The following is a 24,443-nucleotide window of genomic DNA, read 5'->3' on the forward strand; positions in this document are numbered from 1 at the left end:
CAGTCGCCCCGAAACGCATTCGGCCCCGCACCCGAATCCGGGTGCGGGGCCGAGCCGCTTATTCCGATCAGCTCACGCCGACCGGCACCTTCACCGTCTCCGCGGACCGCTGCTGCAGCTCACGCAGCTTCGCGCCCTCGACGTCGATATCCGGCAGGATCCGATCCAGCCACTTCGGAATCCACCAGGACCACTTACCCATCAGCACCAGCAGCGAGGGGATCACGACCATCCGGACGATGAACGCGTCGATCAATACGCCCGCCGCCAGCGCGAAGCCCATGGATTTCGCGGTGATATCGGTTTCCAGCAAGAAGGAACCGAATACGGCGATCATGATGATCGCGGCCGAGGTGACGACCCGGGCGCCGTGGTGATAACCGGCGACCATCGCATCCTTCGGCGACTTGCCGTTGACGAACTCCTCGCGCATCCGGGTCACCAGGAACACCTGGTAATCCATGGCCAGGCCGAACACCAGGCCGATCAGCATGATCGGCAGGAAGCTGACCAGCGGATGCGGATCCTCGATCAGCCCGAGCTTGCCCTCCTGGAAGACCAGCACCGTCGCACCGAAGGTGGCCGCCATCGAGAGCAGGAAGCCGAGCGCCGCGGTCAGCGGCACCAGGATCGAGCGGAATACCAGGATCAGCAGCAGGAATGCGGCACCGGCCACGATCGCCAGATACGGCACGATCTTGCTCAGCAGCACATGGTCGACATCGGCGAAGATCGCCGTGGTGCCGGTGATGCCGTATTCGATGCCGTACTCGGACTGCATCTGCGCCTCGGCATCGCGGGCGTCACTGACCAGATCCTTGGTGGCCTGGTTGTTCGGACCCGACTTGGGCACGCCGTCGAGCAGTGCGCCCGCCTTGTCCTCACCACTCCACTTGGGCTCGGTCACGTAATCCATGCCCGAGTAGGACGCGAGCTTGGATCGCAGCGCGGTCACCGCGGCCTCGCGCCGGTCGGCGGGCACATTGGTGAGGTCGACCGCGACATTCAGCACGCCGTTGCTGCCCTCACCGAAGCCCTCGGTGCGCAGCTCGTAGGCCTTGCGGATGGTGGAGGTCTTCGGCTGGCTGTCGTCGCCCGGCAGGCCGAGGTTCAGACCGGCGGCGGGTGCGGCGAGCAGACCCAGCACGACCACGCTGAGCAGCAGCGTCACCGCGGGCGCCTTGCCGATCAAACGGCCGACGCGCATGCCGTTGGTGACCGACTTGTCGTCCTCGGGATCGTGCTGGGCCACGATCGGCAGCTTCGGCTTGAACAGGAACCGGCCGAACGCGCCGAGCAGCGCCGGCATCAGCGTGATGGCGGTGAGCACGGCGAACGCCGCGGCGATCGCACCACCCAGGCCCATGAACGTCATGAACTGGACGCCGACGATGCTGAGTCCGCCGAGCGCGATGATGACGGTCAGACCGGCGAACACCACCGCCGAGCCCGCCGTACCGAGTGCCGTACCGGCCGCCTCCTCCGGCGAATCCTGCACCGCCAGTTCGTGTTTGTAGCGCGACACGATGAACAGCGCGTAGTCGATCGACAGGGCGATGCCGATCATGGACGCGAGGAAGGTGGTGAAGCTGGGTACCTCGATGATCGAGGTACCGAGGAAGATCAGCGAGGTGGCCGCGCCGAGGCCGACGATCGCGGTGATGATCGGCACGAAGGCGGCGACAATGGCACCGAAGGCGATGATCATGACGACCAGCGCGATGCCCATGCCGATCTGCTCGGACTTACCGCTGGGTCCCTCGTTCTTCTGCGCGATCGAGCCGCTCATCTCCACCTGCAGCCCGGCATTGCGGGCATCGCTGGCGACGTTGTAGGCCGCTTCGCGCTGTTCGTCGGTGACGTCGGTGAACTTCTTGATGGTGAACGGGACGCTGAAGAAGGCGACCGAGTCGGGCGCCGTCTTGCTGAGCACGTTCAGCGGTGCGCCACTGCACTTGGACGGATCCGGGTCGGTGATGCAGCCCGACTTCTCGGCGGCCTCGACCGGATCCATCACCGGCTTGCTGTGGTCGACGATGTCGAGCGTGCCGAGCTTGGCGATGAAGGCCTCCAGCGCGGCCCGGTTCGCCGGATCGGTCAGCTTCTGGCCATCGGGTGCGGCAATGACATAGGTGCCGGTGACGGCGTCGAATTTGAAGGCGTCGGAGGCGCCGGGAAAGTGCTTGTCGAGAATGTCGTTGGCACGGGCGGACGGCAGCGCCGGCATGCTGAAGTCATTGGTCATCGGCTCTTTGAGCTGCGCGCCGAGGCCGCCGAGCAGCAGGAAGAGGACAATCCAGACCGGAAGCACTATCCATTTCCGGCGGAAAGCGAACTTCCCCCATCTATACAGATAAACGGACACGAAGGGGTTCTCCTAGCGATGGCGATGGCTGGTTACGTGCTGGTTCGTGGCGCGTAGACAGCACTCGCGGGGATTGCCCTGCCGACCCCCGCCTCCATTGACGCTTTCTGCCTACCGTGCGGTAGGTAGACTACCCAGGAGCTAAGCGGAGGTACAACCTCAATTCTGGTGGCAACGTTAGCTCGGCGCATAAGTGGTGAGAGGATCATCCCATGATTGTTCGTGACGCACGCGACGCTGTTGTCGCAGGTAGCGGCACAAAAATGGCAATTCGCGACGCTGCGGTAAAGCTGTTCGGGGCCAAGGGTTTCGAACAGACGAGCCTGCGCGAGGTCGCGGATGCGGTAGGAATCACAAAGGCTTCGCTCTACTATCACTACGCCTCGAAGTTAGATCTGTTACTCGCGATCGTCGATCCGATCGTGGATCACCTGCGCTCGGTGATCGAGGATATCGATGCGGTCCCGCATGACGAGGAGGGCGTGCGAGCCGTTTTGCGCGCCTATTTGCGCGGCATGATCCGCCATCGCGACGCGGGTGCGCTGTGCGTCCGCGACACCGTCGCGATCATCAATGTCATGGCCGACCGGTATCCGGACATGCTGGATTCGACTCGGGTGCTGCGCGAATGGCTCGCCGGACCCGGCGCCGACGATGTGGCCAAGCTGCGCGCCAGTGCGGCACTCGAGGTACTCGGGGTCGCGCTGTTGTCCACCGAACTCGTGCCCGGCGTGGAGGATTCCGTGGTGGAGCGCACACTTCTGGACGCGGCCACCTGTGTTCTGACCGGCTGCCATACCGCGTAGATTCGTTCGAACACCGAAGAGGCCAGGGAGTAGCCGCCGTGCACATCACCGCGAGGGTCGATTACGCGGTGCGGACCCTATTGGAGATCGCCCGCGCACCGCAGATCCACCGTGCGTCGGATCGCGTCGCCGTGCAGGTCGCCCCGGTGGTGAAGGCCGAGGCGATTTCGACCGCGCAGCATATTCCGCCCAAGGTGCTCGAGACCGTACTCGCCGAATTGCGCAGAGCTGATCTGGTGACCAGTAGGCGCGGCCCGGACGGCGGCTATTGGCTGGCCCGCCCGGCCGCGCAGATCTCCATCGCCGACGTGATCCGCGCGATCGAGGGCCCGCTGGCCTCGGTGCGCGGCGAGCGTCCGGAGGATGTGCGGTATCCGGGTGCGGCCGAACCGTTGCAGCGGGTGTGGATCGCGCTGCGGGTGAATATTCGTGTGGTGCTGGAGAATGTCTCCATCGATGACATCGCGCAGGACCGGCTGCCCGGATTCATCGGGACGCTCACCGAGGATCCCGGTGCCTGGGCGCGACGATAATTCGAATCGAACCACACCGGCCGAAATCCTCGCGCGCGAACATCGCTGCTGGTCAGGAATGTTCGCGACGGACCGTGCGGATTGCCGGTAGCCTCCTTTTCATCATGCTGATCAGACTGCTTCGCACTCATCTGGCCCCCTACCGGGCCCAATTGGCGGGCGTCGTCGGCCTACAACTCATCTCGGTCATCGCGATGCTGTACCTGCCGACCCTGAACGCCGACCTGATCGATAACGGTGTCACCAAGGGCGATATCGGCTACATCTGGACCACCGGTCTGTGGATGCTCGCGGTCACCGGCGTGCAGATCATCGCCTCGGCCTGCTCGGTCTATCTGGGCGCGCAGGCCGCGATGGGCGCGGGTCGGGATCTGCGCGGCGCTGTGCTGCACCGGGTCGGCACCTTCTCCGCGCGCGAGATCGGCATGTTCGGCGCGCCCTCGCTTATCACCCGCAATACCAACGATATTCAGCAGGTTCAGCTGCTGATCGTGATGTCGGCGACCATCCTGGTGATGGCGCCGATCATGTGTATCGGCGGCATCTTCATGGCGCTGCGCGAGGACCTCGGGCTGTCCTGGCTGCTGCTCATCGCGGTGCCCGCACTTGCCATTTCGATGGGTGTCATCGTGGCGAAGATGGTGCCCGGCTTCCGCGATATGCAGCATCGGATCGATGAGGTCAACCGGGTGTTGCGCGAGCAGATCACCGGCATCCGGGTGGTGCGCGCGTTCGTGCGCGAACGGCAGGAGACCTGGCGCTTCGGAGTGGCCAACACCGAACTCACCGAATCCTCGCTGCGGGTCGGGCGGCTGATGGCGCTGATGTTCCCGCTGGTCATGCTGATCAGCAATATCACCGCCGTCGCGGTGATCTGGTTCGGCGGACACCTCATCAATGACGACAAAATGCAGATCGGCTCGCTCACCGCGATGCTGTCCTACATCATGCAGATCCTGATGGCCGTCATGATGGCCTCGTTTCTGGCCATGATGGCGCCGCGCGCGGCCGTCTCGGCCGACCGGATCGGTGAGGTGCTCGAGACCGAGACCTCGGTGCTGCCGCCGCGGCTGCCGCAGGCGTTCAAGGGCGATCCGGCCCAGGTCGATCTGCAATTCGCCGAATTCGCCTTTCCCGGTGCGGACAAACCGGTGCTGTCGGCGATCCGGTTCCAGGTCGAGCCGGGTACGACCACGGCGATCGTGGGCTCCACCGGCGCGGGCAAGACGACACTGCTCAATCTGATTCCCCGGCTCATCGATGTGACCGATGGTGCGGTCTACGTCGGCGGCACCGATGTCCGTCACATCGACCTCGAATTGCTGCGCGAACAGATCGGACTGGTGCCGCAGAAGGCATATCTGTTCTCCGGCACCATCGCCGGCAATCTGCGCTACGGCAATCCGGACGCCACCGACGAGGAACTGTGGCGATGTCTGGAGATCGCCCAGGCCGCCGACTTCGTGCGCGATATGCCACAGGGTTTGCAGACACCGGTCGCGCAGGGCGGCACCACTGTTTCGGGTGGGCAGCGTCAGCGGTTGGCCATCGCGCGGGCGCTGGTGAAGAAGCCGCGGGTCTACCTGTTCGACGATTCGTTCTCCGCACTCGACGTCGCCACCGATGCCCGACTTCGCGAGGCATTGCGGCCGGAGACCAGGGATGCCTCGGTAATCATTGTGGCGCAACGGGTTACCACCATCCGCGATGCAGATCAGATCGTGGTGCTCGAGGACGGCGTCATCGCCGGGATCGGTACCCATGAGCAGTTGATGCGCGATTGCGCGGAATACCAGGAGATCGTCGCCTCGCAGCTCGGCGCCGACGAGGCCGTCGTGCTCGCCAAGCGCAACGTAGCGCCGCCCGATGCGAGCGGTGACGGGTATCGGACCCGGCGGGAGGAGATCCGATGAGACCCGGAGCGGTGAATCCCGGTGCGCCGGATGCGAAAGCGAAATCGTTCGGTCCGTCGCTGCAGCGGCTGTTGCGCAGGCTGGCCCCCGAGCGCGTGTATGTCGGCGTGATCGTCGCGCTCGCGATCATCTCGGTGGTGCTGAATACGCTCGGCCCTTACATCCTCGGCAAGGCCACCAACGTGGTGTTCGATGGTGTCGTCGGCCGCCAATTGCCGAGTGGCATCACCAAAGAAGAGGCGATCCAGCGCCTGCGGGCCGCGGGCAACAACACCCTCGCCGACATGCTCGGCGCGATGGATGTCACCCCGGGTGTCGGTGTGGATTTCGGTGCGGTCGGCCGGGTGCTGATGCTGGTGCTGCTGCTCTATATCGGCGCCGCGGTCTTCAGCTGGCTGCAGTCCTTCCTGCTCAATATCGTCATCAACCGCACGGTGAAGCGGCTGCGCAGCGATGTCGAGGACAAGATCCATCGACTTCCGTTGCGCTACTTCGATTCCACACCGCGCGGTGACCTGCTCAGCCGCGTCACCAATGACGTCGACAATGTGTCGCAGACCCTGCAGCAGACCATGAGCCAGCTGATCCTTTCGCTGTTCTCGGTGGTCGGCATCCTGATCATGATGTTCTGGATTTCGCCGCTGCTCGCGTTGATCGCCCTGCTCACGGTGCCCGCCGCGATCGTGGTCACCACGCAGATCGCCAAACGCTCCAAACCGCACTTCGTGAACCAGTGGAAGTACACCGGCATGGTGAACGCCCAGGTCGAGGAGGCCTTTACCGGGCACGAGGTGGTCACCGCATTCGGCCGCAATCGCGAGGTCGGTCAGGAATTCGATAAGCGCAACAACGATCTCTACGAGTCGAGTTTCAAGGCGCAGTTCATCTCCGGGCTGATCATGCCCGCGATCATGTTCCTCGGGAATGTGAACTTCGTGCTGGTGGCGCTGGTCGGCGGTCTGCGAGTGGCGACCGGCAATCTGTCGCTCGGTGAGGTGCAGGCCTTCATCCAGTACTCCCGGCAGTTCAGCCAGCCGCTGACCCAGATCGGCGCGATGGCCAACCTGCTGCAATCCGGCGTCGCATCGGCCGAGCGGATCTTCGAGATCCTCGATGCCGAGGAGCAGTCGGCGGATCCGGTCATGGAGAACACCCGTCCGGTCGATCGCGGCCGGGTCGAGTTCGAGGCGGTGTCGTTCCGCTACGAACCGGAGACGCCGGTCATCGAGCGGCTGTCGCTGGTCGCGGAGCCGGGACACGTGGTCGCCATCGTCGGTCCGACCGGTGCGGGCAAGACCACCCTGGTGAATCTGCTGCTGCGGTTCTATGAACTCGATGCGGGCACCATCACCATCGACGGCGTCGATATCACCGATATCACCCGCGATCACCTGCGTTCCAGGATCGGCATGGTGCTGCAGGACACCTGGCTGTTCAAGGGCACCATCCGGGAGAACATCGCCTACGGCAATCCGAATGCGAGCGAGGCGGATATTCTCGAGGCCGCCCGCGCCGCCTATGTCGACCGCTTCGTACACGCGCTGCCGCACGGTTACGACACGGTCATCGATGAGGAGGGTTCGGGCGTCAGCGCTGGTGAGAAGCAGCTGATCACCATTGCCCGCGCCTTCCTGGCCAAGCCGTCCATCCTGGTCCTGGACGAGGCGACGAGTTCGGTCGACACCCGCACCGAGGCGCTGGTCCAGCACGCGACCGCCGCCCTGCGCCGGGACCGCACCAGTTTCGTCATCGCCCACCGCCTGTCCACCATCCGTGACGCCGACCTGATCGTCGTCATGGAGGCGGGCCGCATTGTCGAACACGGCAACCACGAGCGCCTCCTCGAAGAACGCGGCGCCTACTACCGCCTCTACAACGCCCAGTTCGCCGCGGCCGCCGCCGAAGCCTGACCCGCGGCGCCGCATACCCGGCAGCTATCGCGCATAACGGGTGCGCCCATTGCCAGGATGGTGGTGAGACACATCGTGTGCAGTGGGTGCGGGGAGCGCGATGCCTGTTGGCTGTGCGACAGCGTGGTGTGGGGCACTACGGAGTGCCTGAGAGGATGTACGGCGTGGCTGATCCTGGAGCTTTCTCGTTCACCGTTGGTACCCGTATCCCGGGGCGACACGGTCGAACGGGCGTGATCAGCACACCGCACGGTGATATCGCGACGCCCGCATTCATTCCGGTCGGCACCAAGGCAACGGTCAAGGCGGTGCTGCCCGAGACCATGAAGGAACTCGGCGCGCAGGCACTGCTGGCGAATGCCTACCACCTGTACCTGCAGCCGGGCTCGGATATCGTCGACGAGGCGGGTGGGCTGAGCGAATTCATGAACTGGCCCGGCCCGACCTTCACCGACAGCGGCGGCTTCCAGGTGATGTCGCTGGGTGTCGGCTTCAAGAAGGTGCTGGCGATGGAGGCGGTCGACGTCCGAAGTGATGACGTGATCGCCAAGGGCAAAGAGCGCTTGGCCACCGTCGACGATGACGGCGTCACCTTCCGCTCGCACCTCGACGGCTCGAAACACCGGTTCACCCCGGAGGTTTCGATGGGCATCCAGCATCAACTCGGCGCGGACATCATGTTCGCCTTCGACGAGCTGACCACCCTGCTGAATACCCGCGCCTACCAGGAGAAGTCGCTGCAGCGCACGCACGAATGGGCGCAGCGCTGCATCGACGAGCACGAACGGCTGACCGCCGCGCGCGCGCATCGCCCGTATCAGGCGCTGTTCGCGGTGATCCAGGGCGCACAGTACGAAGACCTACGGCGCAAGGCCTGCCGGGAGCTGGAATCGCTGCGCGGCAGTGCCGGAACGGGTTTCGACGGTTACGGCATCGGCGGTGCGCTGGAGAAACACAATCTCGGAACTATCGTCGGCTGGTGCTGCGATGAACTGCCCGAGGACAAGCCGCGGCATATGCTCGGCATCAGCGAACCGGAGGACGTGTTCGTCGCGGTGGAGAACGGAGCGGACACCTTCGACTGTGTGAACCCGTCCCGGGTTGCGCGCAATGCGGCGATCTATGTCGCCGAGGGCAGATTCAATATCAATACCGCCAGATTCCGCCGCGACTTCACCCCGATCGACGACACCTGCGACTGCTACACCTGCGCGAACTACACCCGGGCCTATATCCATCACCTGTTCAAGGCCAAGGAGATGCTGGCCTCGACGCTGTGCACAATTCACAACGAGCGCTACACGATTCGGCTGGTCGACCGGATTCGCGAGAGCATCGAGGGCGGCTACTTCGACGAGTACAAGGCCGAAACGTTGGGCCGCTGGAAAGGCGGTGTCTGATTGCAGCGCCTGCGGCGCTGCGTGTTCGCGGCCCCCTGTGTCTCGCGTCCGAGCCGTCGAGACTCGCGACTTCGTCGCATGCGCTTCGACGACTCGGACGCGAGACGGGCCGCGAACGGGTCGCTCGTAAAACTCGCTCCGTGGTTGCTGGGAAGGGCTTGGATCCTTACTGCTTCGGCACTTCTGGTGATTACCCCGGGTCCGCTCGAGCACCTCGCGATGCGTCGGGAGCGCCGACTCGGACGCGAGACGGGCCGTGAAAGGTCGCTCGTAAGACTCGCTCCGTCGTGATTGCGCCCCGAGCGGGCCTGCGGCGTAATAACTTTCAGCTCAGGAGCGCGGGAGTTTCGCGCGGCGCGTAGCTCGGCTCGTGCTTCTTCAGGAAGGCGATCACGCGGTAGGTGATCGGCAGCACGATGACCTCGGCGAGCGTCTTCCAGACGAAGCCGACGATCACGTAGTTCACGAACTGTCCCCAGCTGTCGATGCCGATGGCGGTGGCCGCGATCGAGCAGAAGATCAGCGTGTCACCGAATTCGCCGACGATCGTGGAGCCGATCAGCCGCGCCCACAGGTGTTTCTCCTTGGTCTTCTCCTTGATAAGTACCAGCGAGGCCGAATTCAGCATCTCGCCGACGAAGTACCCGGCCAGGCCCGCGGCGACCAGCTGCGGGGTGGTGCCGATGACGGATCGGAAGGCTTCCTGATTGTCGTAGAAGGTCGCGGCGGGCAGCTCGATGGCGATCTTGAAGCAGACGACCGCGAGCAGCAGGATGGCGAAGCCGTAGTAGATGGCCCGGCGGGCGGCCTTGAAGCCGTATACCTCGCTGAGCACGTCGCCGATGATGTAGGCCAGGGGGAACAGGAACCACGCACCGTCGGTGGAGATCGGCAGGATCTCGATGGGGCCCAGTTTCACCGAATGATCGGTGAAGAATTGAACGCCTTTGGTTGCGCAGATATTCGAGATGATCAGCGTCGCGGTGAACAGGGCGACGACGGGGGTGTAGTAGCCCCGCGCGGCGACGGCGAATGCCGCGTGGGCCGCCGCGGGGCCCCCAGATTCTGGGTGTTCTTCAACTGTTTTGGACTCACTCACGCGCTTCATCCAACCAGGTTGTGGAATAGGCTGTAGCAATGACGAATCCCGGCGATTCCGACGAATGGTGGAAACAGTACGGCGGCGAAGGTGTGTCGCCGGAGGCTGGCTCCCAGGGGTCGGTACCGCAGTACCCCTCGGCACCGCAGTACCCTTCCGCGCCGCAGTACCCGCAGCAGCCGGCTCCGACGCCGCCACCTCAGCCGCAGTCGCAGTACCCGAGCTACCCGCAGCAGCCGGTCGCCGGCGCGCAGCAGCCGTACCCGCAGACCCCGGCCTATCCGGGCGCGTATCAGCCGTACGGCTATCCGCAGCAGGCCCAGGGCACTAATGGACTCGCAATCGGTTCGCTGGTCGCCTCGGTGGTCGGGCTGTGCACCTGCATCGGTTCGATCGTCGGGATCGTGCTCGGTGTCATCGCGCTCAACCAGATCAAGGAGCGCGGACAGGAGGGCCGCGGCCTGGCGCTGGCCGGTATCTGGGTGGGTGCGGGCGGTATCGTGCTCGCCATCGTCTACGTGATTCTCAACGTCGCGCTTTCGACGACATAAGACTCGAAAACATCAGGGGCGCTCCCGAATTCGGGAGCGCCCCTGATGTGTATCCAGGGTCTGCGATCAGGCCTTGACGACCTGGGTGCCGCCGGCGAACTTATCGTGCCAGCCCTGCTTGTTCGGGTCCTGCGAGGTGGTGATGATCATGTAGATGATCAGGCCGAGCTCGGCCAGGCCACCGATGCACGGAATGATGCCGAGGGCGACATAGAGGTTGCGCTTCAGCGAAACCTCCGGGGTGATCTTCGCCGCACCGCCGGGGGCGACGACCTTGAGGCCCACGATCTTCTTGCCGAGGGTGGTGCCCTGTGAGGTCTCCATGCCGACGAAGTACCCGAGCAACGCGATCGCGCCCACCAGACCGGTCACGATCTGCCCGCCGAGCCCGGAGCCCAGGATGAGCAAGATGATGACGTAGACCGGGATGCTGACGATCAGGTGATCGATGACGCGGGCGCCGATGCGGGCTCCGATATCACCGGGCTGTCCGCCGTATCCGTATCCCGGCTGCTCGCCATAGGGCTGCTGGGGGTAGGGCTGCTGCTGGCCGTACGGATCCTGCGGCTGCTGCCCGTACTGCGGCTGCTGTCCATACTGGGGCTGCTGTCCGTACTGCGGCGGCTGCTGCCCGTACTGGGGCTGCTGTCCGTACTGCGGCGGCTGCTGGCCGTATTGGGGCTGTCCACCCTGCGGGTACTGCTGGCCGCCTGGGTATTGTTGCCCGCCTTGCGGATATTGGTTGGGGTCGTACCCACCGCTTGTCATATATGTGTCCTCGTCAGTGATCAGTAGATCGGTCGATTGCGTACGTTACGGACATCGCGCGGGTTGCAACAACCCATTCTCATCGAGTATCCACGGTTCCTCGGTCAGATAGGCCGGGTCGAACCCGTCGAGTAGTTCGGCGGGCGAAACCGGGGGATAGCCCAGGGAACTGGCCAGCGCGGCCGCGACCCGATCGGGTGTGTTACCGAGGGCGAGCTGATCGCCGAGTGTCACCGCGCCATCGCGTTTGGCCAGTCGCTTGCCCGCGGCATTCAGCACCAGCGGCACATGTGCGTAATGCGGAACCGGAAGGTCGAGCAGCGTCGCGAGATAGGCCTGGCGTGGCGTCGACGGCAGCAGGTCGTCCCCGCGGACCACCTGATCGATGCCCTGCTCCGCATCGTCGACGACGACGGCGAGGTTGTACGCCGGAATTCCGTCGCCGCGGCGCAGTACGACATCGTCGACGGGGCCGCGGTAGCGCCCGTGCAATTCATCGGTGATCTCGAATTCGCGCGCGTGCGCACGCAATCGCAGCGCGGCCGGGCGTCCGTCGGTGTGATGTGCGGCCCGCTCGGTCTCCGTCAGATCACGGCAGGTGCCCGGATAGTGGCCGAGCGGCCCGTGCGGTGCGGTCGCGGCCTGCTGGATTTCCCTTCGGGTGCAATAGCACTCGTAGGTGAGACCGTCGGCCGTGAGCCGATCGATGGCCGCCTGATAGTGCGGCAGCCGGTCGCTCTGCCGGACGACGGGACCGTCCCAATCGAGTCCGATCGCGGCGAGATCCGCCAGTTGGCGCTGTTCAGCGCCCGGCCGGACGCGATCCAGATCGTCGATCCGGAGCACGAAGCGGCGTCCGGTCGATCGCGCGAACAACCAGGCCAGCACCGCGGTGCGCAGATTTCCGATGTGCAGATCGCCGGACGGGCTCGGGGCGTACCTGCCTGCTGGATTTCTGATTACTGGCACGTTTGCCATGCTAGGGGCTCCGGCGCGGGGCACGGATCAGCAGACGGGGCTTGAGTCGGCCTTCGGGAATCGAGGTTCCGCTGTCGAGGGCAGCCAGCAGGTCCTCGGCGTGCGCGATGAGACCCGCACGGTCGATTCCGTATGGCACAGCAGTGTTTCGGTCGGTGTCCGGATCGGCCTGGTAGGCGCGCAGCCGGGTCACCGCACGGGTGAGCAGGGTGCGCGCGCCCTTCGGATTCGCTCGCTGGATGTGGGTCAGCCCGACCGCATATTGCGCCAGACCCTGCCACAGCATCCTTTCGGCGAACGGCCCGTTCTTCCACGCGGCCTCCAATACCTCGTGTGCGTTGAATGCCAGGCCGTCATCCAGCAGTTGCTGGGCGTAGGAAAGGGTTTGCTGGGGCGGCAGATTCAGGTCGTCCGGAATTCGTGGCACGCCTACGCTGCCGACCGGCAGCGGCCGCCCGAACCGGTCGCGTGGGCGGGGATTACGTGCGCGACCTGCCTCGTCGCGCGGGCGTTCGACCATGCTGCCCATCATCCATGGACGGAGCCGAAGGCGTCCACCCGAGTTGGTTCGATCATGATTAATTGACGGATCACGGAGCAATCACATCACCAAAAAGTTTGCTGCCCAGCAAACATAGGAATGAATGTCATCTTCCGGCAATGTTTCCGCAACTCCCAATCTTCGCAAGATTGGCAAATGCAAGCATTGAATGGGCAAGAGATCGGCAAATTCTCAAGGAACCTGCTAGTCTTTACCGCGCGGGGGCGACCCCGCGAGGTGAATTCACCTCGAAGTGCAGTGCGATCACGACGCACCGTGAAAGTCGCGCGCTTTGGCAAGGCGCACCGCGGGATTCGGCGTTCCGCGCCGGATGCCGGTGCTAGTTAGAACGATGTCAGAAGAATAATCTCGTTCTCGACGCAGCAAAGGAGCTAGTGCCGTGGAAGTTGACTTGACGGGCGCTGTGTGGCGTAAGAGCACATACAGCGGCCCCGACGGGAACTGCGTGGAAGTCGCATTTCTCGTCGACGGCAACGTGGCGGTCCGCGACACCAAAGACAACGGCTACGGTCCGTTGTTGGCGTTTACGCCCGGCGAGTGGAACGCGTTCCTAAACGGAATGTCACAGGGGGAGTTCGGACGCGCCTGAACAACAGGTACGTCCGAACAAACAGCACGGCCCCGGGTCGGCACGGACTCGGGGCCTTCGCAGGTGCTCAGTGGCCCCATTCTCAGTGATGCTGGCCGTCGGTCTGCTCCTGAACTGCGCGTAGCACGGCGATCTGCTTGCGCTCTTCCTCGTGTTCGGCCGCCATATGGGCGCGGGACTCCTGCCACGGATCGGGTCGGAAGAATCCGCCGGTGCCCGGCTTGCCCGCAGAACCCAGCTTGTTCATCTTCTTCGGCACCGTTGCGCCCTGATAGGTCAACGGAATCGGGTGACCGTGCTCGTCGACCGGACCGAGCGGCTGGTGGATCTCGATGTACTCGCCGTGCGGCAGCCGCCTGATAATGCCGGTCTCGATGCCGTGCTCCAGCACCGCGCGGTCGCTGCGCTGCAGGCCCAGGCAGATGCGGTAGGCGGCGAAGTAGGCCAGCGCAGGCAGGGTCAGAATGCCGATCCGGCCGACCCAGGTCGTCGCGTTCAGTGAGACGTCGAATTTGTAAGCGATGATGTCGTTCACGCAGGACAGCGTCAGCACCACGTAGAAGGTGATCGCCATGGCGCCGATCGCGGTGCGTACCGGCACGTCACGTGGGCGCTGCAGCAGGTTGTGGTGCGCGGTGTCCTTGGTCAGGCGACGCTCGATCCACGGATAGGCGATCAGCATCGCGAACACCAGGCCCATGATCATCGCGCCCCAGAACGGTGCGGGCACCGTATAGCGGCCCGGATACAGCTCCCAGGGCGGGATCAGGCGCATCATGCCGTCTGTCCACATCATGTAGAAGTCCGGCTGGGTGCCCGCCGATACCTTGGCCGGGCTGTAGGGGCCGAAGGCCCAGATCGGGTTGATCTGCAGCAGGCCGCCCATAAGTGCGACGACACCGAGGGTGAACGCGAAGAACGCGCCCTGATCCAGGGAGAACACCGGCACGATGCGAGTGCCGATCACATTGCGTTCGGTGCGGCCCGGACCCGGGAACTGGGTGTGCTTCTGATACCAGACCAACGCGATATGCGCGGCGATCAGCGCGAGCATGATGCCGGGGAACAGCAGCACGTGCGCGATGAACAGGCGCGGAAGGATGATCTCGCCCGGATAGTCGCCGCCGAACATCAACCAGTGCATCCAGGTGCCGATGACCGGAATGCCGAGCGTGATGGAAGAGAACGCCGCCCGCAGGCCGGTGCCCGAGAGCAGGTCGTCGGGCAGCGAGTAGCCGAAGTACCCCTCGAACATGGCCAGGATCAGCAGCAGCGAGCCGAGCACCCAGTTCGCTTCGCGCGGCTTGCGGAATGCGCCGGTGAAGAAGATCCGGAACAGGTGCACGATGATGGAGGCCGCGAAAAGTAGTGCGGCCCAATGGTGGACCTGGCGCACGAACAGACCGCCGCGGACCTCGAAGGAGATGTTCAGCGCCGTCTCATAGGCGCGGGTCATGGATACCCCGCGCAGCGGCTGGTAGGCGCCGTTGTAGGTGACCTCGGCCATCGATGGGTCGAAGTACAGCGTCAGATAGGTACCTGACAGCACCAGAATGATGAAGCTGTAGAGCGCGATTTCGCCGAGTAGGAACGACCAGTGTGTCGGGAAGACCTTGTTGATCGACCGCTTCACGAACGCCGCGGCCCTATATCGCTCGTCGAACGAGTTGGCTTGTTCGCTTGCCTTACGACCTACGTCAATAGCCATGGCCGACACCCCGCTCTGGATGAGAGGTGGTACATGTTCTACTACAGACGGTAGCAGGGGATCGGCCAGGAATCGATAGGTTTCCCAGAACCGCAATGTGGAACAAGATCATTCAGTTTCCCGGTGCCTGCCAATGCCGCCGGTAACCCGGTGTCATATCGTCGAGTCGTGAGTACGGTGGCCGCCCAGGACGCGACGATGTACTGGCTGTCCGGCCGTACCCGAAATGACCTCTTCATGCTGTATTGCTTCGACGATTCCCGGCGTTCCGGTGCGCAACTGCGCGAGTTCGTCGCGCGCCGCAGTGCGGAGATTGCCGACCTGTCGGTGCGGCTGCGCGAGCTGCCCGGAGATCTGGACTATCCGGCATGGGTTCGGTGTGAATTCCGTGCCGAGCAATTTGTGGAACATATCCTTCCGGAACCGGATTGGCCGAGTGTGTGTGAGGTGCTCGGCAAACTGCTCGGTACCGGGGTGGACGCCGCGGTGTGGCCGTGGCGGTTGCATGTGTTCCGGGGTGTCGTCGGTGCGCCGGGGGGTGCTGGGCCGGCGATGGTGGTTGTGCTGCAGATGTCGCATGCGTTGGCCGATGGGCGGCGGGGTGCCGAGATCGCCAGGGGGTTGTTTTCTGAGGTTGGTGGGGGTGAGTTGGTTGCGCGGGATCAGTCGGTGGCCGGGAGATTACCGATAGCTAGGGCCGAGCGGGGCGTTGTGGCCGAGCGGGTTGCCTGCGCCGCGCCGGTTGCCTCGGTTATCGGTGCCGCGGCGGTTGCTAGGGCGGTGGGCGGGCAGGCCGCCTGCATCGGTCGACGCCTCGGTGTGGCAGCAGTCGAAGCGGCGCCGGTGGATCCCATACATGTGAATTCGGTGCTGGCGCTGCTTCGGATGCCGATTCAGTTCGCGCGCACGGCGATTCGTGGCTATCAGGCATTCCGGGCGCAGCAGGAGTTGGCCGAATTGACCACTGCGGGAAGGCTTCCGGGGCCGGGGCCAGCGTTCACACCGAGTCCGGTGAACCGGAGCGATTCGACAGATATGCACGCCCATCAGGTGCGGATGATCGTCTGCGATGCCGAACGGCTGCGCATCCCGGGCTGCACCGTGACCGTGGTCGCGCTGACCGCCGTGTCGATCGCACTCGATCGCTACCTGACGGCGCGAGGTGAACGAGCGGACCGCCTGGGCGCGCAAGTGCCGATGGCCTTGTCCGGCAATCGGATAGCGGCTCGCAATAACTACCGCAGCCTCGGCGTCGAACTGTTCATCGACGAACCGGACCTACTGGCCCGCGCGAACAAGATCGCCGCAGACCTAGCCGATCGCCGAACCCGCGCCCAGCATCCACTGCTCACCGCACAGGACCGCGTCACCGCCGTCACCCCCGCCCGGCTACTACGCCGCGACATCGAGCGCTACCCACTCGACACCGTCCCCGACTCCATCGCCGGACACACCGTGGTCTCCAGTGTCCACCGCGGCCCCGCCGACCTGACCTTCGGCGGCGCACCCGTCCGCTTCACCGGCGGCTTCCCTGCAATCGGCTCGGTCATGCACCTGACTCACGGCATACACGGCCTCGGCGACACCGTCACCGTCTCGATCCACGCCGACACCGCCGCAGTACCGGACATCGATAATTACGTCGACCTGCTATGCGATGCGCTGAACGAGATATTCGACTGTGCCATAGCAGAATTGGGAGACTCCGAAACCTCAACCGGGTGATTCACCGCAGCCCGACGCAGTACTTCTACTCATGTCCGAGCGACATCGACATGTTCGAATGCATTGAACGCCTGCACATTCGGGCGGAGACAGCTGCGGCGGCAATCGAGCGGGGGCGCAACCGATGACCAACTCACCAACCGACTCGATCTCGGTAGGCCAGTGGATCGCACGTGTCATCGCGATCGTGATCCTGATTCCACTGCGCCTGCTGTGGGAGGGCGTCGGACTGCTCGGCCGCATCACCGCCGCCGCCCTGACCTACATCTGGAACCACCTGGTCGACCCGATCTGCCACCTCACCTGGCACTGGCTGCTCCGCCCCGCTTGGGCCTTCGTCAAGGACTTCCTCTGGGGTTGGCTCCTGCACTACGTCCTCTGGGGCCTGGTCCTCACCCCACTGGCCGCCTTCGCTCTCGACTACTTCCTGCGGCCCCTTCGCCGCGCCATCGAGGCCTTCCTCTGGCGCCGAATCTTGCGCCCAACCTTGACCTGGCTCACGAAAACCATCCTGTTCCCGATCGCCGCCATCACCCTGCGCGTGCTGTACCTGGCGTGCAAATACCTGATCGCCTGGCCCGCCTACCAACTCTGGCACTGGATCCTGCACCCCCTGTGGCGGCTACTCCGCACCGCCCTGATCTACGGCTGGCTCGGCGCAACCGCCATTGTCGGCGCACTCGTAGTAGCCCCCTGCCGCGCCATCTACCGCATAATCCTGCGCCCCATCCTCACAGCCCTGGCCGCTGCCTGGCGCACCACCGTCGTCCGCCCGACCCGCTGGACCTACCTGAATGTCATTCAGCCGATGAACAAATGGGCCACCCAGATCATGACCACGGTCTTCGGCGACTGACCGGGCGGCAACGGTAACAGCGAGGTCGGGTGGGTGCTACACGCTGACGCCCGTGGGCTGCGTCAGCGGTTGGAGAAGGCTCAGTGTTGTTCGCCGGCGCTCGATCGGTGCGAAAAGTGTCCCTTTTCTGCTTGTTCCATCAGACGCATGAATTGATCCGTACCCAGGTGGACGAGCTCCTCGTGGTCGCCTGCCTCGAAGTAGACATCGGGCACCGTGGTGAGACTTTCGTCCATCAGCGTCTGTACGCCGTACGCGCTACAAACGGCCGGGATCGCGCCGATCTCGCAATCCGGGAACACGTTGCGTAGCTCGGATTCCTTGGCCAGCACCAGATGTCGTCCGGTTTGCGACCACAGCTTCGATAAACGCAGGTGATGTGTAGACGGCACCACCGCGCCGACGTAGCCCTGCTCGTCTTCGAGCATGATCGTCTTGGCGAGACGGTCGCCGGGGATATGTGCCGCTTCCGCTGCCTGGGCGCTGGTAAAGGTGTGCGGATGACGTACAACTTCGTACGTGACGCCCGCCTTGCGCAAGCATGCTTCCACGGTCGACGAAATAGACATCGCGGACCTCCACTGATCGGCTCGTGCACCACCGAACACGGTGGCAATCGGCAACAGCGCTAGACCGTTCTGCGAGATAGTCTGCGCCTTTGAGCGATCGGTGTCGGCCCAAACCGTCAAATCCCACCGAGTGCCGGTTGCGTCCGTGTCCGCAAAAGCCATATCGCCACTGGCGCCATGAGCTGCTGCCTGCGGTCGTGGTACCGCCGCCAGCACCCAGGACCGCGACGTCGCGGTCACACTCCTCGGCCGGACTACGGGAGTGGTTCTCCACGTCTGTTATTCGGTCGCGGGTTCGTCTTCGGCGGCCTCGGCTGGGCCGAGGGCTCGTGGGGGTGCGGTGAGGGCCTGCATTGCGCCGAGACCTGCGCCGATTCCCGCGCCGATGGCGGCGAGCGGTGCCGCCATGATGGCCGCGCCGTATGCGGCGCCGATTGGCCCCGCGGCGAGACCGATCGGTGCGAACGGCAAGCCGATCACCAGACCGAGTGCACCGCCGACACCTGCGCCGATCAGTGCGAACGGGCTCGCAACCGCTGCGCCTGCGGCAGCACCGAGCGCCGCGGAGCCGACGGTCTGACTCGCAACACGATCGGAGCGAGTGCGTTCCATACCGACCGAGTCGAAGAACGTTGCGAGATCGGCTTCGGTGACCGACGCGGCGTCGTTGAGTTGGATGGCGGGCTCCCGTGGCAGCCAATCCGGTGCCTCGACCTGCACATTGCCGAAACGCAACATGCCCGACGGCGGCGCGATCGGCGGCACCGGCGCGACCAGGACCGGGCCGTGCAGGGACTCGACCGGCGACAGATACTCGTCTTTCGGTACCGGTCGCGCCCACTGCAGCGAACTGCGCGTGTCGTCCGGGATTCGCGTTCCCCGGTACGGGCGCACATTCGGCGCTTGGGCGGCGGGCCAGTCCGAGGACTGCTTCGTCTGCTCTGCCTGCACGGCGGGGGTCCACTCGCCTGAATCCGTGGCGTCGGCCACGAAGGCAACCTCGCCGCCGTGCTCAATCCGGCTCACCTGAACGTACCGGCCGAGCTCAGCGTTCGCGGTACCGCCGCTACCCACCAGAGTGAGAACAACCGGAACCGCTCCCGCCACGACCATCGACCCAGCTTTCTGTTGACGCGAACTGACTTTTCTGTGCTTGCCTGTGCCCATCTATTACCTTTCGCAGTGCAGAGAGACCTTGTTGATTCGCATTCGGATCCCGGGGCGGCTTGGATGGCCGAGCATGCTGTGACAGGGTCGAAGCACGGCCGTCACCACGGTGAACATGTCCACCATCAACCAGCCATGCCGCAACAATGAATATGACTCGGTCGGACTTGCAGAGCAGTCGGAGTTGGATCCCGGGGGGTCCCTATGTCTTTCGTCAAGCGGCAGCGCGCGGTAAGGGTGCTTTTTGTTGAGCATGGCGTGAGGACATCGCACGGGATCACCTTCGGTGCGTCACGGCCGGAAGGGCCGCGCGAGGATCGCACCAGCACGCATCAGCCGTTGCAGCGGTACGGAACTCGCTTCCGTTCCGAATCAGCAGACCGCGACGGCGCGGGGCTGGTTTGCGGTGATCGGACGCGCCGCCCACGATGCGGAATCGGTGCGGGTGGTGTCCACCCTCGAGGAACGCGTCGCATCAATCGGGGCCGACGGATTGGCGTTCGCTGTGGAGTATCCCCTCAGATGCGTTCCGTTGACCGCGCGTGTTGACCGGGACTGGTCAGGGACGATAAAAACCGTCCCTGACCAGGTGTTTCCCTGGCGGAGGATAGGGGATTTGAACCCCTGAGGGCGTTAACCCAACCCGCGTTCCAGGCGAGCGCCATAGGCCACTAGGCGAATCCTCCGTGCAGGAGCATACCGGGTGCCCCCGGTCGGTTACCAAATTGGGGCTGGTCGGGGTGGGGAACTCCCAGTTCGGTCCCCTTTTGACCGGTTGCGGTCCACCCCGTGGTGATCATTGTCGGATCCGCCCGCTACACTGGCCTACGGATCCCGCGCGGCGCGCATCCTGTGAACTCCCCCAGGGCCGGAAGGCAGCAAGGGTCAACGGGCTCTGCCGGGTGCGCGGGGTCCCCTATATTCACTCCAATTCGGAGCAACCGCCGGGTAACGTGAACACGGTCCGCCGGACGTCGAACGCGCTCGGCTGGATCAACGGTCCGACCGCGGTAAATCGGCTCGGACGTCAATCGCCAATTCGCTGCTTCGAAAGGCTGCTCAGGATGCCCCGGCAAACGCAGATCGGTTTGATGAGCCCCCCGGAGCTCGTGTCCGAACACGAGACCCAGACCGCGAATTACGCGACGCTCAAGACCGAGAAGCTCACGCTGGATCTGACCAGGGGTAAACCTTCGCCGGAACAACTCGATCTCTCCGCGGAACTGCTCACGCTGCCCGGTCCGGGCGATTTCAAGGACGGCACCGGCACCGATTGCCGCAACTATGGTGGGCTGCACGGTCTCCCGGAATTGCGCGCGATCTTCGGTGAGCTGCTCGGCATTCCGGTCGAGAACCTGATCGCGGGCAATAACGCCAGCCTCGAGCTGATGCACGATGTGATCAGCTACGCATTGCTGTACGGCACACCGGATTCCGAGCGTCGCTGGGTGGCCGAGCCCACGCTGAAGTTCTTGTGCCCGAGCCCCGGCTACGACCGGCACTTCGCGATCACCGAGGCGCTCGGCTTCGAGATGATTCCGATTCCGATCGGTCACGACGGACCGGATGTGCGCGCGATCGCCGAACTGGTGGCCGATGATCCGCAGATCAAGGGTCTGTGGGCGGTGCCGAACTACTCCAACCCGACCGGTGTCATCTTCTCCGAAGAGGTTGTCCAGGAGTTGGTTTCGATGCCCGCCGCGGCGCCGGACTTCCGCCTGTTCTGGGACAACGCCTACGCGGTGCATCCGCTGACCGATACCGCCGCACCCGTCCAGGATGTGCTCGGTATGGCCGCCGCGGCCGGAAACCCGAACCGCCCCATCGTTTTCGCTTCCACCTCGAAGATCACCTTCGCCGGTGCGGGGGTGAGCTTCCTCGGTGCGTCCACGCCGAATCTGAACTGGTACCTCGAGCACGCGGCGAAGAAGAGCATCGGCCCGGACAAGATCAACCAACTGCGCCACCTGCGGTTCTTCAAGGATGCCGACGGCGTGCGCGCGCATATGCAGAAGCATCGCGCCATCCTCGAACCGAAATTCGCACTGGTGCTGAAGATTCTGGAGGATCGGCTCGGCGCCTCCAAGGTGGCGTCCTGGACCGAACCGAAGGGCGGCTACTTCATCAGCCTCGATGTCCTGGAGGGCACCGCGGCCCGGGTGATCGCACTGGCCAAGGATGCGGGCATCGCGCTCACCGCGGCCGGTTCGGCCTTCCCGTACCGAAATGACCCGGAGGACAAGAACATCCGCATCGCCCCCAGCTTCCCCCGGCTGCCGGAACTGGAGAAGGCGATGGACGGTCTGGCCACCTGCGTACTGCTCGCGGCCACCGAGAAATTGCTCGACAAATAGCTCGACACACAACGGGCGCATACCGAATCGGTATGCGCCCGTTGTGCTTTCACTCGAATATCAGTGCGGCTTATGTGCCAGCACGGCGAACATGGTTACCGATAGGTGGACGTCACCGGTTTCGGCGCCCCGTTTCAGATCCGCGATGAGCTGGTCGCGCTGTGCCTCGGTGATGGAACCGCGCGCGACCGCCATGGCAGAGATGCGGTTGACCAGCGAGCCCGCGCCGACCGTCCGGTCCTGTACCAGGGCGTGTGAGCCGACCTCGTCGATAACCAGGCCCGCCTTGGTCAGCAGGCCGGGTAGCCTGCGGCCGGAGAACGGGTTGGTGGTTGCGGCGATCAGGGTGTCGACGACCTCGCGAACCACCTGACGGTCGCCGGGATGCACGATTGCCGTGCCCCAGTCGCTGTCCACCACAACGACACGGCCACCGGGTTTCAGCACCCGGGCGATCTCGTTGGCGGCGCGACTCGGTGCGGTCAGGTGTTGGAACACCCGCTCGCAGAGCGCGGCGTCGAAGGTTTTCGCGCCGAACGGCAGCCCGTAGGCGTCGCCGGAATGGAACTTGGCCGTCGAACCGGCCTGTTCGGCGCGGCGTTCGGCGGAGGCGAGCAGCTGCGGATCGGGTTCGACACCGATCGCGGTGCCGGTCGGGCCGACCGCATCCGCGAAGGCGATGACCTCCGAGCCGGTGCCCGATCCGACATCGACCGCACTCTCGCCGGGCTGTAGCGCCAATGCTTCATGTGCCCACGTGCGCAGTCGGCGGATGCCCGGCAGCGCCGCCTGCAGATCCCGCACGTCGACCAACTGATCCTGGCCCGCGCTATCGAAGCGATCCGGGCGTAACCCCTGCATATTCATGGGCCCGATTCCGTCTCTAGGTATTGCCGTCGTCTGAGGCATGGCGCTGAGCCTACTTCGGCGCCGACCGCATCGCACGGCAGGACTGTGAGGTGGGTCACGATTCGGGTATACCGCTGATCCGAGTGGGCCGGACCACGTGGCCGACCTTTTCGAGCGACCTGCGAGCAGTCGCCGACGGCGCCGAGTGAGATGATCGGAGGAGTCCGGTGCCAGCGAAAGGAAGTCCCGTGGCCAAAGCGAAGTCGGCGACTGTCAAGCTGTGTCTCGCCCAGGAGCCGGAGGCGGACAAACTCCTTTCCGAGGATTCCTTCGCGTTGCTGACGGGCATGCTGCTCGATCAACAGTTCCCGCTCGAACATGCCTTCCGCGGGCCGAAGAAGATCGCCGACCGAATGGACGGCTTCGATATCCAGCGGATCGCCGACGCCGATACCGAGGCGTTCGAAGAACTGTGCGCTACCCCGCCCGCCATTCATCGCTACGGCCGGTCCATGGCCCGCCGTACCCAGGAGCTCGCGCGCTATGTGGTCGAGCATTACGACGGCAAGACCGAACGCATCTGGACCCAGGGCGATCCGGACGGCAAAGAGGTGCTGCGCCGTTTGAAGGACCTGCCGGGCTACGGCGATCAGAAGGCCAGGATCTTCCTCGCGCTGCTCGGCAAGCAGCTCGGTGTGCAGCCGAAGGGGTGGGAAGCCGCGGCCGGCGCCTACTCCGAAGCGGGCTCCCGGCGCTCGGCCGCCGATATTGTCGACGGCGAATCCCTGTTGGAAGTAAGGGCTTTCAAGAAGCAGATGAAGGCCGCGGCCAAGAAGTCCTGAGATCGCTCCGGGTTTGCCTATTCGAATCTGTCTGCATTTTTTCCTCGTGCCCGATTGAGTTCTCGCCGATGCTTTCCCTCGAGAGCAACACCGAGATGAGGGAATGCAGTACATGAGGATGAGGAAGCTCGCCGTCGTCGCGGCGCTGGTAACCATGGCTACTGGGGTGGCCGCGGGAACCTCTGGCGCCGCCCCGGCCGCGACCGAAAGCGACGACAGCGCGATAAATTTCACCGCGCAAGCGGTAAACGATTCATCGATCATCAAGACCGACGCGGGTTCGCTGGTGGTCGAGGGCGATGTCTTCAAGATCAAGGCCGCCGATGGCACCGTACTCGCGGGCACCCCGCTGCGGTTCCAGATCGATGACTTCGAATTCCCTATCGCCGCACAGATTTCCGATCGCACCGCGACATTGACCCCGCAGATCGATCGCGAGCACGCGGTCTACAAGCCGGTCGCGCTGCCATATGAGGACAAGGCGCCGTGGAAGACCGAATACGACCGTGAGGTCGCGGCCTGGACGCGACTGACGAGCACCATCTCGGCGGGGGCCACCGTCGGCACGCTGGTGGGTGGTCTCATCGGCGGTGCGGCAGGTTGCGTCCTCGGTGGTATCGCCGGTGCGACCGTCGCCTCGGCCACCATCGTCGGCCTCTTCGGCGCCTTCATCCCGGCCGCGGCCATCGGCTGCATCGGCGGCATCATCGCCATCGGTGCACTGGGCACCCTGGCCGGGCAGATCCTGATCACGGCCCCGGTCGCGATCGGAGCGGCGATCCAGTACTTCACCACCATCAACCAGCCGTTCGTCCCGGCCAAGTAGGTCGTACGGCATCCGTGGCCCCACCGTCGCCACGGAAACAGGCCCCGCCCAGTTACCTCTCGACTGGGCGGGG

The 24,443-nt window shown here is 64.5% G+C and carries 21 protein-coding genes, 1 tRNA gene and 1 other RNA gene; 13 read left to right on the forward strand and 10 right to left on the reverse strand.

The genetic code is table 11. The annotated features are described in order from the left end of the window. Positions 1-67 precede the first annotated feature (67 nt). Positions 68-2,365, reverse strand: coding sequence for an MMPL family transporter (locus ON44_RS01505; RefSeq protein ID WP_040685933.1), 2,298 nt, complete (start codon positions 2,363-2,365; stop codon positions 68-70). A gap of 212 nt (positions 2,366-2,577) precedes the next feature. Here ON44_RS01505 and ON44_RS01510 point away from each other — a divergent pair, with 212 nt between their 5' ends. From ON44_RS01510 to tgt, 5 genes are all read left to right on the forward strand, one after another. Continuing rightward, positions 2,578-3,171, forward strand: coding sequence for a TetR/AcrR family transcriptional regulator (locus ON44_RS01510; RefSeq protein WP_040685934.1), 594 nt, complete (start codon positions 2,578-2,580; stop codon positions 3,169-3,171). Between the two features lie 38 nt (positions 3,172-3,209). Beyond that, a complete protein-coding gene (locus tag ON44_RS01515; protein ID WP_040685935.1) occupies positions 3,210-3,704 on the forward strand; it encodes an RrF2 family transcriptional regulator in 495 nt (164 codons plus the stop codon). A 104-nt stretch (positions 3,705-3,808) separates the two neighbouring features. Continuing rightward, positions 3,809-5,617, forward strand: coding sequence for an ABC transporter ATP-binding protein (locus tag ON44_RS01520; RefSeq protein ID WP_083897585.1), 1,809 nt, complete (start codon positions 3,809-3,811; stop codon positions 5,615-5,617). Further along, positions 5,614-7,527 (forward strand): ABC transporter ATP-binding protein, encoded by a 1,914-nt coding sequence (locus tag ON44_RS01525; protein WP_040685936.1) that lies wholly within the window; start codon positions 5,614-5,616, stop codon positions 7,525-7,527. Before ON44_RS01520 ends, ON44_RS01525 begins: the two co-directional genes overlap by 4 nt. Positions 7,528-7,691: 164 nt before the next feature. Further along, positions 7,692-8,927, forward strand: a complete 1,236-nt coding sequence (tgt, locus tag ON44_RS01530; protein WP_245566969.1) for a tRNA guanosine(34) transglycosylase Tgt — start codon at positions 7,692-7,694, stop codon at positions 8,925-8,927. A gap of 325 nt (positions 8,928-9,252) precedes the next feature. Here the strand turns inward: tgt and ON44_RS01535 are convergent, their stop codons facing one another. Beyond that, positions 9,253-10,035: a queuosine precursor transporter gene (locus ON44_RS01535; RefSeq protein ID WP_040685938.1), complete on the reverse strand. Its 783-nt coding sequence runs from the start codon at positions 10,033-10,035 to the stop codon at positions 9,253-9,255. A gap of 29 nt (positions 10,036-10,064) precedes the next feature. Between ON44_RS01535 and ON44_RS01540 the strand changes: the two genes are divergently transcribed. Then, positions 10,065-10,577 carry a DUF4190 domain-containing protein gene (locus ON44_RS01540; protein ID WP_040685939.1) on the forward strand — a complete coding sequence of 171 codons (513 nt, stop codon included), beginning with the start codon at positions 10,065-10,067 and terminating at the stop codon, positions 10,575-10,577. A gap of 66 nt (positions 10,578-10,643) precedes the next feature. On the opposite strand, the gene ON44_RS01545 is transcribed toward ON44_RS01540, so the two are convergent. From ON44_RS01545 to ON44_RS01555, 3 genes are read right to left on the reverse strand one after another with little or no spacing between them, the layout of a single operon-like run. Continuing rightward, positions 10,644-11,345, reverse strand: a complete 702-nt coding sequence (locus tag ON44_RS01545) for an RDD family protein (RefSeq protein ID WP_040685940.1) — start codon at positions 11,343-11,345, stop codon at positions 10,644-10,646. A gap of 45 nt (positions 11,346-11,390) precedes the next feature. Further along, the gene (gluQRS, locus tag ON44_RS01550; protein WP_040685941.1) at positions 11,391-12,323 is read right to left on the reverse strand and encodes a tRNA glutamyl-Q(34) synthetase GluQRS; all 933 of its coding nucleotides are present in this window, start codon (positions 12,321-12,323) and stop codon (positions 11,391-11,393) included. 1 nt (position 12,324) lies between these two features. Then, the gene (locus ON44_RS01555; RefSeq protein WP_040685966.1) at positions 12,325-12,843 is read right to left on the reverse strand and encodes a DUF309 domain-containing protein; all 519 of its coding nucleotides are present in this window, start codon (positions 12,841-12,843) and stop codon (positions 12,325-12,327) included. 421 nt (positions 12,844-13,264) lie between these two features. Between ON44_RS01555 and ON44_RS01560 the strand changes: the two genes are divergently transcribed. Continuing rightward, positions 13,265-13,474 carry a DUF397 domain-containing protein gene (locus ON44_RS01560; RefSeq protein ID WP_040685942.1) on the forward strand — a complete coding sequence of 70 codons (210 nt, stop codon included), beginning with the start codon at positions 13,265-13,267 and terminating at the stop codon, positions 13,472-13,474. A gap of 82 nt (positions 13,475-13,556) precedes the next feature. On the opposite strand, the gene qcrB is transcribed toward ON44_RS01560, so the two are convergent. Continuing rightward, positions 13,557-15,182, reverse strand: a complete 1,626-nt coding sequence (gene qcrB / locus ON44_RS01565; protein ID WP_040685943.1) for a cytochrome bc1 complex cytochrome b subunit — start codon at positions 15,180-15,182, stop codon at positions 13,557-13,559. A gap of 168 nt (positions 15,183-15,350) precedes the next feature. Here qcrB and ON44_RS46420 point away from each other — a divergent pair, with 168 nt between their 5' ends. Then, positions 15,351-16,907, forward strand: coding sequence for a WS/DGAT domain-containing protein (locus ON44_RS46420; protein WP_157187021.1), 1,557 nt, complete (start codon positions 15,351-15,353; stop codon positions 16,905-16,907). Between the two features lie 124 nt (positions 16,908-17,031). Next, the gene (locus ON44_RS01575) at positions 17,032-17,763 is read left to right on the forward strand and encodes a hypothetical protein (protein ID WP_040685944.1); all 732 of its coding nucleotides are present in this window, start codon (positions 17,032-17,034) and stop codon (positions 17,761-17,763) included. An 80-nt stretch (positions 17,764-17,843) separates the two neighbouring features. Here the strand turns inward: ON44_RS01575 and ON44_RS01580 are convergent, their stop codons facing one another. The 3 genes from ON44_RS01580 to ON44_RS01590 form a co-directional block, all read right to left on the reverse strand. Then, a complete protein-coding gene (locus tag ON44_RS01580) occupies positions 17,844-18,572 on the reverse strand; it encodes an aminoacyl-tRNA deacylase (RefSeq protein WP_218007501.1) in 729 nt (242 codons plus the stop codon). A gap of 39 nt (positions 18,573-18,611) precedes the next feature. Further along, positions 18,612-19,445 carry a hypothetical protein gene (locus ON44_RS01585; protein ID WP_063721499.1) on the reverse strand — a complete coding sequence of 278 codons (834 nt, stop codon included), beginning with the start codon at positions 19,443-19,445 and terminating at the stop codon, positions 18,612-18,614. A gap of 652 nt (positions 19,446-20,097) precedes the next feature. Next, a tRNA-Ser gene (locus ON44_RS01590) sits at positions 20,098-20,185 on the reverse strand. A 140-nt stretch (positions 20,186-20,325) separates the two neighbouring features. Between ON44_RS01590 and ffs the strand changes: the two genes are divergently transcribed. Then, positions 20,326-20,420: signal recognition particle sRNA small type (gene ffs / locus ON44_RS47635), an RNA gene on the forward strand. Between the two features lie 143 nt (positions 20,421-20,563). Beyond that, positions 20,564-21,853, forward strand: a complete 1,290-nt coding sequence (locus ON44_RS01595; protein WP_040685970.1) for an aspartate aminotransferase type Ic — start codon at positions 20,564-20,566, stop codon at positions 21,851-21,853. A 60-nt stretch (positions 21,854-21,913) separates the two neighbouring features. On the opposite strand, the gene ON44_RS01600 is transcribed toward ON44_RS01595, so the two are convergent. Beyond that, positions 21,914-22,720: a methyltransferase domain-containing protein gene (locus tag ON44_RS01600; RefSeq protein ID WP_040685945.1), complete on the reverse strand. Its 807-nt coding sequence runs from the start codon at positions 22,718-22,720 to the stop codon at positions 21,914-21,916. 230 nt (positions 22,721-22,950) lie between these two features. On the opposite strand from ON44_RS01600, the gene ON44_RS01605 reads away from it, so the two are divergent. Further along, complete coding sequence (locus ON44_RS01605; protein ID WP_040685946.1) at positions 22,951-23,544, forward strand: HhH-GPD-type base excision DNA repair protein; 594 nt, start codon at positions 22,951-22,953, stop codon at positions 23,542-23,544. Positions 23,545-23,656: 112 nt separating this feature from the next. Continuing rightward, on the forward strand, positions 23,657-24,370 hold the full coding sequence (locus ON44_RS01610; protein WP_040685971.1) for a DUF8020 domain-containing protein: 714 nt from the start codon (positions 23,657-23,659) through the stop codon (positions 24,368-24,370). Positions 24,371-24,443: the final 73 nt, after the last annotated feature.

The sequence above is a fragment of the Nocardia vinacea NBRC 16497 genome (assembly GCF_000308835.1).
GTDB classification, from domain to species: Bacteria; Actinomycetota; Actinomycetes; order Mycobacteriales; family Mycobacteriaceae; genus Nocardia; species Nocardia vinacea.